General features: G+C 56.4%; 13 protein-coding genes. 7 read left to right on the plus strand and 6 right to left on the minus strand.

What is annotated here, in order from left to right:
* Positions 1-48: 48 nt before the first annotated feature.
* The 5 genes from G0D83_RS28125 to G0D83_RS28140 form a co-directional block, all read right to left on the minus strand.
* A complete protein-coding gene (locus tag G0D83_RS28125) occupies positions 49-630 on the minus strand; it encodes an ABC transporter ATP-binding protein (protein WP_164197802.1) in 582 nt (193 codons plus the stop codon).
* A 108-nt stretch (positions 631-738) separates the two neighbouring features.
* A complete protein-coding gene (locus tag G0D83_RS32600) occupies positions 739-864 on the minus strand; it encodes a hypothetical protein (RefSeq protein ID WP_255455878.1) in 126 nt (41 codons plus the stop codon).
* On the minus strand, positions 861-1,298 hold the full coding sequence (locus G0D83_RS28130) for a hypothetical protein (RefSeq protein ID WP_164197803.1): 438 nt from the start codon (positions 1,296-1,298) through the stop codon (positions 861-863). Before G0D83_RS28130 ends, G0D83_RS32600 begins: the two co-directional genes overlap by 4 nt.
* A gap of 410 nt (positions 1,299-1,708) precedes the next feature.
* A complete protein-coding gene (locus G0D83_RS28135; RefSeq protein WP_164197804.1) occupies positions 1,709-1,909 on the minus strand; it encodes a hypothetical protein in 201 nt (66 codons plus the stop codon).
* A gap of 653 nt (positions 1,910-2,562) precedes the next feature.
* Positions 2,563-3,399 carry a hypothetical protein gene (locus G0D83_RS28140; protein ID WP_164197805.1) on the minus strand — a complete coding sequence of 279 codons (837 nt, stop codon included), beginning with the start codon at positions 3,397-3,399 and terminating at the stop codon, positions 2,563-2,565.
* A 244-nt stretch (positions 3,400-3,643) separates the two neighbouring features.
* Here G0D83_RS28140 and G0D83_RS28145 point away from each other — a divergent pair, with 244 nt between their 5' ends.
* From G0D83_RS28145 to G0D83_RS28155, 3 genes are all read left to right on the plus strand, one after another.
* Positions 3,644-3,949: a hypothetical protein gene (locus G0D83_RS28145; protein ID WP_164197806.1), complete on the plus strand. Its 306-nt coding sequence runs from the start codon at positions 3,644-3,646 to the stop codon at positions 3,947-3,949.
* A 98-nt stretch (positions 3,950-4,047) separates the two neighbouring features.
* On the plus strand, positions 4,048-4,314 hold the full coding sequence (locus tag G0D83_RS28150; RefSeq protein ID WP_164197807.1) for a hypothetical protein: 267 nt from the start codon (positions 4,048-4,050) through the stop codon (positions 4,312-4,314).
* A gap of 65 nt (positions 4,315-4,379) precedes the next feature.
* A complete protein-coding gene (locus G0D83_RS28155; protein WP_164197808.1) occupies positions 4,380-4,685 on the plus strand; it encodes a hypothetical protein in 306 nt (101 codons plus the stop codon).
* A gap of 135 nt (positions 4,686-4,820) precedes the next feature.
* On the opposite strand, the gene G0D83_RS28160 is transcribed toward G0D83_RS28155, so the two are convergent.
* Positions 4,821-5,771 (minus strand): hypothetical protein, encoded by a 951-nt coding sequence (locus tag G0D83_RS28160; RefSeq protein WP_164197809.1) that lies wholly within the window; start codon positions 5,769-5,771, stop codon positions 4,821-4,823.
* Positions 5,772-6,327: 556 nt separating this feature from the next.
* On the opposite strand from G0D83_RS28160, the gene G0D83_RS28165 reads away from it, so the two are divergent.
* The 4 genes from G0D83_RS28165 to G0D83_RS31985 form a co-directional block, all read left to right on the plus strand.
* Complete coding sequence (locus G0D83_RS28165; RefSeq protein WP_164197810.1) at positions 6,328-6,552, plus strand: hypothetical protein; 225 nt, start codon at positions 6,328-6,330, stop codon at positions 6,550-6,552.
* A gap of 19 nt (positions 6,553-6,571) precedes the next feature.
* Entirely contained in the window at positions 6,572-6,895 is a 324-nt protein-coding gene (locus tag G0D83_RS28170) for a hypothetical protein (protein WP_164197811.1), read from the plus strand.
* A gap of 8 nt (positions 6,896-6,903) precedes the next feature.
* Positions 6,904-7,191 (plus strand): hypothetical protein, encoded by a 288-nt coding sequence (locus tag G0D83_RS28175; protein WP_164197812.1) that lies wholly within the window; start codon positions 6,904-6,906, stop codon positions 7,189-7,191.
* Positions 7,185-7,366: hypothetical protein (locus tag G0D83_RS31985; protein ID WP_203595675.1), on the plus strand; the 182-nt coding region annotated here is incomplete at its 3' end. The genes G0D83_RS28175 and G0D83_RS31985, both read left to right, overlap by 7 nt.

A 7,366-nucleotide genomic window follows, 5' to 3' on the forward strand; every position in this document is an offset into this window, starting at 1 on the left:
AAACCGGCACCGTCAAAAAACGTCACCGTCATCCACCTGCGATGTCGCTCAGCACTCAACTGCGATGTCGCGCCACAGCGTCACTAAGACCTCTTCGCAGAGCGCATTCATGACCTCCCGGCTATGGGTGATGACAATGAACTGCACGTCCGGCTTCGACACAATGATCTCTTTGAGGCCCTGGCCCACAAGAATCTGCTTGCCAACTGACAGCCCTCTCTCGGGCTCGTCGATGATCTGAATTGGCGCCGTGGCAGAGCGTGCGATCGTCAGGGACTGATGGGCGGTCGCCTGGCCCGATGACTTGCTCATAAGCGACAGCTGAAGGTCCAGGTTGTCGAAGTCGAAGTCGGAGCGCACCTGCAGATGATCCTTCGCCAGATCGATGTAGGCCATCTTCGTACCGCGCGGCACCTTGGGTGTGATAGCGACCGGGCTCTTGTCAAAGCTGCTGATGACCTGCGAGCGCGACCAGGCTGTCTCGAAATGGGCACGGATGCAGCCCACCAGTGTGCTCTTTCCGGAGCCGTTGTCTCCGGTGATGACGGTCACCCTATCGGTCAGGGTGAAGGTGTCGCCTTTATTGAAAAGGCGGAAGTCTTCGGTGAATTCGATCTTTTCGATCAGCATGGATATTTTCCTTGGGCATTCGGTTCAGGCGAAGGGGGCTGGCAGCGACAGAGGACTCTGATTTTGCGAGCCCGTCGAAGGGTTGGGTGGCCGCATCAGGGCGAGTTTCTAGAGCTCCAGCCTGCGAACTTCGTTTCCGGCCTTTTCGACCTCTCGCATCTCATCAGCCGTGAGGGCAGGGGCCTGGGTTACGTGCAGCAGGAAGATCGCGCAGGCCAAAAGGATTGCATTCATGTGGTCTCTCCTAGGTGTTCTGTTCGGTGGGGGAGATCCGCAGAGCCCACGGACTCTGATTTCTGCATCCGCTCAAATTGGGCGTGGACGGTGTTTCGATACTGGACGGGGATCGGAAGTACCGTGGCCAGGTTCCCGTATTGGAATGCGAAGATGGCGTTCCGGGTCACCCTGTAGGAGGCGCCAAGGCCATGGCGGTGCCTGAGCCAATCCAGGTGGCGTCGAAACTGGCCCACGAAATCGGATACCTCCGCGCCATCGAGTGCACGTTCCGCTTCGCGCTGGGCGGCCTTCTTAGGAAGCCCCAGACGTTTTCGAATTCGCCTCACGGCATGGTCGGAAACCCAGTCCTGTTCAGGCAGGTCGCCCAGCGCGGCACCGGTTTCGGGGTCAACCTCGGGAAGGTCGAGAGCGATCTCTGGATTATCCAGCATGCGGGACCTCCTTCGCCAGAGCTTTCGCATCCAGGCGATCCTGGTAGCGAGCACGGCTGACGCAGCCAAAAAGCCACATTGAACCGTAGATGAGCGCTCCAAGTACGCTGCCGCAGACGAAACCGAGAAGGCCACCCGCCTGAAGTCCGGCGAGCCCGGCGATGAGGGGCAGCAGGACAACGAACCCCGTTCCCGGGTGAGATCCGCAGTCCGGTAGCGTGCCGGCGCCCCGCGCAATTTCAGAGAAGAGCTTTCTCACGATCTATCCTTTCGACTTGTCGCCGCCATGGTAGCCCGAAGAAGTCTAAATTCTGGTATATGCGGTGGCACTGGCCGTTCTGCGTTCGCCTGCTTGGCACGATCACGCCGGAAAGCGTGATCTCTCACGTCCTCTTCACCAAGTAGACTCGTCAGTCTTCGTCGACGTGACGCGCATGGCTGGCATTGAGATTGCCACTGTCGACACTGACCTCCCAAATGCCATCGCCTCGGGCGACACTGGGTTGGATGGCTTCGTCGCAAGGACGTTTGATGCCAAAACGTTGGCAAATGTCCTTCGCAATAAGCGCTCGGACTTCGTCTTCTTCGTAGGTGATATTGATGGCCGGCATGGCGGCTTACTCCACTAGTGCGAAGAATAGACTGCTTAAGTGCGCGCGGGATGTCAACAGTATGAATAGATGTCGTTAAAGGATAGGCTACGTACTCGCCTTCTTGCGGCCTCGCGCTGTCAGGGACCGAAAAGCAACCCGCAGGCGAGCCAGCGGACGAGAGCGGTGCTTCGTGAGAAGGTTCCGCGGCAGTTGCCGGCCGAGAGGCGAGTAGTCCTCAACCGTCACGGTCCAGAGGGCAGAGCCAAGTACCATCCCATGGTGCACACTGCCTTCGCGGGGTTTCACGCCTAAGTGCCGTTCGATGTCTTCACTGATAAGCGTGCGGATGCTTTTCGGCGCATAGGGAAAGCACGTCATCGGCTCATCTTCGCGGGAAGGGGCGCCGAGAGCCCCAGAGGGCACCTTCGCCACCCAATCGGCCTGGTCGGCGGAGCAAACAGGAAAGATGTCTTTCCAATGCGCGCGTAAGCCAAACCGGGTGCGGAGGTCTGTGGCGATAAGATTCCTGATGTCGTCGAAGTCATAGTTCACTGTGATGCTTGGCACACGCGCTCCATTCCAGCGTTCCGCCGGTTCAAGGTTTGCGCTATGGATAGAGTTTAGCGTCCGGCGGATCAATCTTTTTGTGTCCGAAGTCGATACCACGGCTCCTAGGGGAGAGGTTTCAGGATCTCCGTCACTCCATGCTTGCTGAACCCACTGATTTTTGGGATGTCCCGCGCCTCGGGGCGATCTCTGAATAGATCATTGGACACGATCGGCGCCTGCAGGCTCTCTGCAAGGTCAAGGATCCTGAAATCGGCCGGCTCGAACTTCGGGGCGAGCTCAACCTGGATTTCACGATCGAGGTCCTCTTTCAATTGCTCGGCGGTCAGGTGCTTGCCTTTGAGCTTGTAGCCAGCACCGCGGTCGAACACGACGTAGGGCTGCCTGCCTTTCTTCTGCAGGAAGTCCACTACCGCCCGCAAGGGGTCGAGGCTGGGCTTCCCGCTATCCCAGTGGATCACGTTGGATCCGTCTACGATGGCGACATCACTGCGCCATTCTCTCGGGGGTTTTCCTACCCGTTCCAGGGCAGTCGCCTGACAGGCTGTTGCGGTCCACACTTTGGTGGCCTTCCGCTTTGCCTTCGGTGAGCCGTTCGTGCCAGTGCCGTTCGAGCTCTCCCTGACCTGCGTTTCGCATTTGAGGTCCAGAAGGGCGTTGGCATCCTTGAATTTATTCAGGGCGGCCTCTTTGAGGCTCCGATCTGCCTTGGCCCGGTTGCTTGCCCGGACAGTGATCTCACCAAGCCGCTCGATCTTGTAGCCATCCACGTATTCGGCCGCCGTGATCTCGAAGACCCGGGAAAGCCGGCGTACTCGATGCATGTGCTGGCGCAGGGCGTCGATCTCAATTTCCTCGGGTGTGTTCTGGGGAACGGCAACGCTGGGCGCGGCGGCCTGAGAATTCCCTCCATCCCAGCGGATGGAGGGATCAAACCGCACGATTGTTTGGCGCAGGCGGCTCGCGTGCGCCCTTAGAAACCTCACTATGCAAGCCATCCTAACACCTTCATTCGATTCTGCCTCGTTCGACGATAGCCGGTGATAAAGTCTCTCCGCAATCAAAGAATAGATGCCGCATTCCGTGGCGCTGCCGGCTGCATTTAATTGCCATATTTCGCAATCTATCCTTGCTGACGCCGGTGCCTCGTGCTACAAATGTTGACATCAGACGAAAGGACTTGAGATGCCGGTTTTCCACCAGATCGACCGCGGCTGGAATGGGGTCAACTACGCCAAAATGCTGCTGCCGGTGCCGAGCGCTAAGAGTGGCTACTACGCTGTCGCATGGTACGATGACAACAAGCCCATGGAGCAATGTCTGGAACGGTGCGCAATGTGGGATCTGCACGACAAGGTGGGCGGCACGCTCAAGGAGTTCCACGGCAAGGAAATCGCTGAAATCGTCAAAACGGACGAGCGCTTCAAGGACCTCATGCCGGTCGGGGCTCAATTCTCGAAGAAGCTGAGCGTGCTCGTCTTCGATCTCTGATCACACCCACAGATTCTGAGAACTACACCCCTGTCGGTTCGAGCCCGGCAGGGATGACATAACACGCGCCGCACGACGGCCATTTCCAGGAGAATTCAATGCCGCACTACGTCAAAGGAACTAACATCCTCATCAAAGGCACCGCTGAGGTCATCGAGGCCTGCTACCCAATTGTAAAAGGCGACCAGGGGAAGATCGGCTGGGGATACGCCGTGGGTGGCAACCGTGAACTCTATGACGATGATGCCAAGCATCTTACCCGGAAGCGCGAGAAGCTGTTCTTCGATGAGGACGGGGAAAAGCACCCCGAGAGCAATATCGAATGGCGTGAGGACGACATCGACGACGAGGAAGACGAACTCTGATCGAGCTTGTCCGAGTTCGAGCAAAGCACTAAAAATCAGGGTAACTGTCAGAAAGGACCAACCCGATGCCGTTTTTCAGTTCCACCGAGATCAATCGCAACGGGGCAACCTACGCGACCATGCTGATGCCCGAGGAGGTTGGCGCCGGCCAGAAGCACTATGCGGGGACCTGGCACTCTGATCGTTCCAGCATCGAGCAGATTCAATTACAATCTCTGCGGGCCCTGCATGCGAAGGTCGGCGGAACTCTGAAAACGTTCACCAGCAAAGAAGTCTTGGAGGCATCCGAGCGGGACGAGAAGTTCAAGTCGTTGGCGCCCGTCGGGGCTCAGTTCTCAAAAAAGCTGACGCTGATGGTCTTCGACCTCTGACCCTACAATGGTGCATGATGCCGGTGTTGAAGCTTGTTCCGCAGGGAACTTTCCGAATGGCCTGAGAGCCGGGCGCCTTCTTGTCGTGAACAGAGAGTGACCCGAGATCACGGATCACTCTCGCATGTGACGTTGTCAGAAGTCCCCTGACTTCCAGAGAGCTTTCGCCTTCATGAGGATTTTCTCAGCTGTACTGGGCGGAGCCTGATCCCTCTTGGAGTAGATGACCTCCTCCTCGGGAGTCAGCGGAACCCCCTTGCCGACCTTCAGCTTCGCGACATCGAGAGGGGTCTCGACCAAGTGGCTATTTGTCTTGATGAGATACTCGATCATAGAGGCCTCACGAAACCAACTTTCCTTACAAGAAAGCGCTTCCTTGAAACGCAGGTACCCAAAACCCATACCTTCAGTAACTACCGGTTCAGCGTCGGCCACCACAGACGCTAGCCTCACATGGCTAAAATCTGGATGCCTCATCATCCTCCGGCCCCAGAGATCACGAATCTCTCGCTTTCGCTCCCTACTAAAGAGATAGTGATGACTTGCATAACCTTTCCAATGGCCGTTTTCCCGTAAGCCTTCAGACAGAAATTGGTTCATCACAACTTCAAAGAAGTGCTTATTCGACTTACTTCTCTCATAGCTAAGAAAACTTCCAGAAAATGTCTTTTGAGGACGATTTCTCACCAGCCAAGACGGCCGAGGGTCCTCAATATATTTGCCTTTTTCCACGTCCTTCACGCGGATGTAGTCATTGATCTCGCACAAAGGATCCATGCACGTTGAGATAAACTCGAACATCTCGACGCTACCCATGCCATCCCAAACGACAGTGGGTGACGTGACCTCCAAATCGTACCAAACGGAGTCAACGTCGTCTTTATTTAGCGCAGTCGGCACCGTATACCCTGGAATAATTACCACCTCAAATGGCATTGTCATGCCTCGGCACCACATATCCTCCTTGGCCGGCGAAAAGGTACTTGGTGAAAGCCAAGAGTAGAAAGGGCGGCCATAACTACTGCTGCTCGAAGGGCTATTGTTTTGTGCTAGCGAAATGTTGTACTTTTCGATGCCGGTCGTCATTTTTACCTCTTAGCTCTGAGGTTGAAAGACAACATTTGCTCTTTCGGGTCAAGAGACGCCTGACGACATTTGGCTAATAGGCTCTATATGAGTCTTTCTAGTACCATCGCCGGGTCTTGGCCGGAGTAGTGTACGGTCTCGAAGTTGACGGTGGATTATGCGTTGCAGTTTCATGAGAGCGACACGGTTGTGGTCTTGGGCACAGCCTGCGGCCTTTCGTGTAATGGCTGAAGCTCCTACTGGACCGAAACTCACCTCCTCGCATTGACCTGATGGGTGATCCAATCTATTCTTATAAGTGAACAGATGAGTGATGCATGCTTATTCAGAGATTTGAGGCTGGGAGCCTCGCAGACGCTCTCGCGGGCGAACTCAGGCCCTGGCACAGCCATTTCGCTATGGTTTGGTGGACTGAGCGTGATCGGCAGTCCATCGAAACTCGTGACGATGTTGAAGTGCTCTGTGGTCGCCTGGATGGTTTGCTCAGGGTCTACGACGGCAAGGATGTTCTGAAAGCTATCAGTGACGGCCCTGACCAGCCTCTTCGGAAGCAAGAATGGGCTTCCATGCAACTCTCTCTCGTGTTCTTCGACCTGTGATGGCGAACCGCAAGGAAAAACAGCACGAGCGGCTGCATCGCCTGAGCAGAGAAGCGCGGGCCATCCGTTTATCCTATGAGCGCGGTGAAATCACCGAGGACGAAGCCCTAACCAAGCTGCAAAGATTGCGAAGACCTGCCAACTGGTGGTCACGGCTCTTCGACATGCAGCTTCCGAACTAATACATGAGGAAATCGAGACATGGATTACAAAGCAATCGCAACTTGGGCGCTGGGCCACTCGACCGGTGCGTCGGCAACCTGCATCGCACGGCACATGATGGGCCTGCCGGTCGGGGGAGATTTCCCGCACGATAGTGGTGACTTCGGACGCTGCGAAGCGTTGCTGGATGCTGTCCCCGAGCTTCGTGCTCGCCTTCCAGAGATGGCCGCGGTCAGCGACATGTGGGCAAAACTGGTCGAGAACTGGGACCTCATTCGAGAGGCAGATGACCAGTTCATGTTCATCATGAACCTGCGAAACGAAGTTCGCAACGAGCGCGCAGCAGCGTCGCCCCGGGTGTGAGGCTCCTGATGGAAAACTCTGAAAATTCCCGTGAGATGCCGTGGAGCGATCTGAAGGTCGCCTTCGACATCGACGATGAAGATGGTCTTTGGGATTTGGTCGACCACCGTGGCACCGCTGAGGGCCAGCTCCCCGATGGATGGTCGCTTAACGAGACAGACAATAGCGGCGCTAGGACGGTCGCCATCTTCCGCGTTGAAGGCCCCTTGAGCGAGCAAGACGGCATTAAGGTTGCCGAGCTCCTCCAGCGCTTTCGGTGGCCGCACCTTGCCGAGGGAGGAGGCCCGACATGCTAACTGAGAAGCAGAAAGCAGCCAGAAGGCTTGCGGACAGCATTCGAACGACCCCGGGAGGGACAATGGAGGCGCTGTCTGAGAAAGGCTCCTGGCAGACCTGTGGCGCGACATCGCAGTTGAGTGCTGAGCGACATCGCAGGTGGATGACGGTGACGTTTTTTGACGGTGCCGGTTT

The sequence above is a fragment of the Salipiger sp. PrR003 genome (genome assembly GCF_010500785.1).
Classification (GTDB): Bacteria; Pseudomonadota; Alphaproteobacteria; order Rhodobacterales; family Rhodobacteraceae; genus Salipiger; species Salipiger pacificus_A.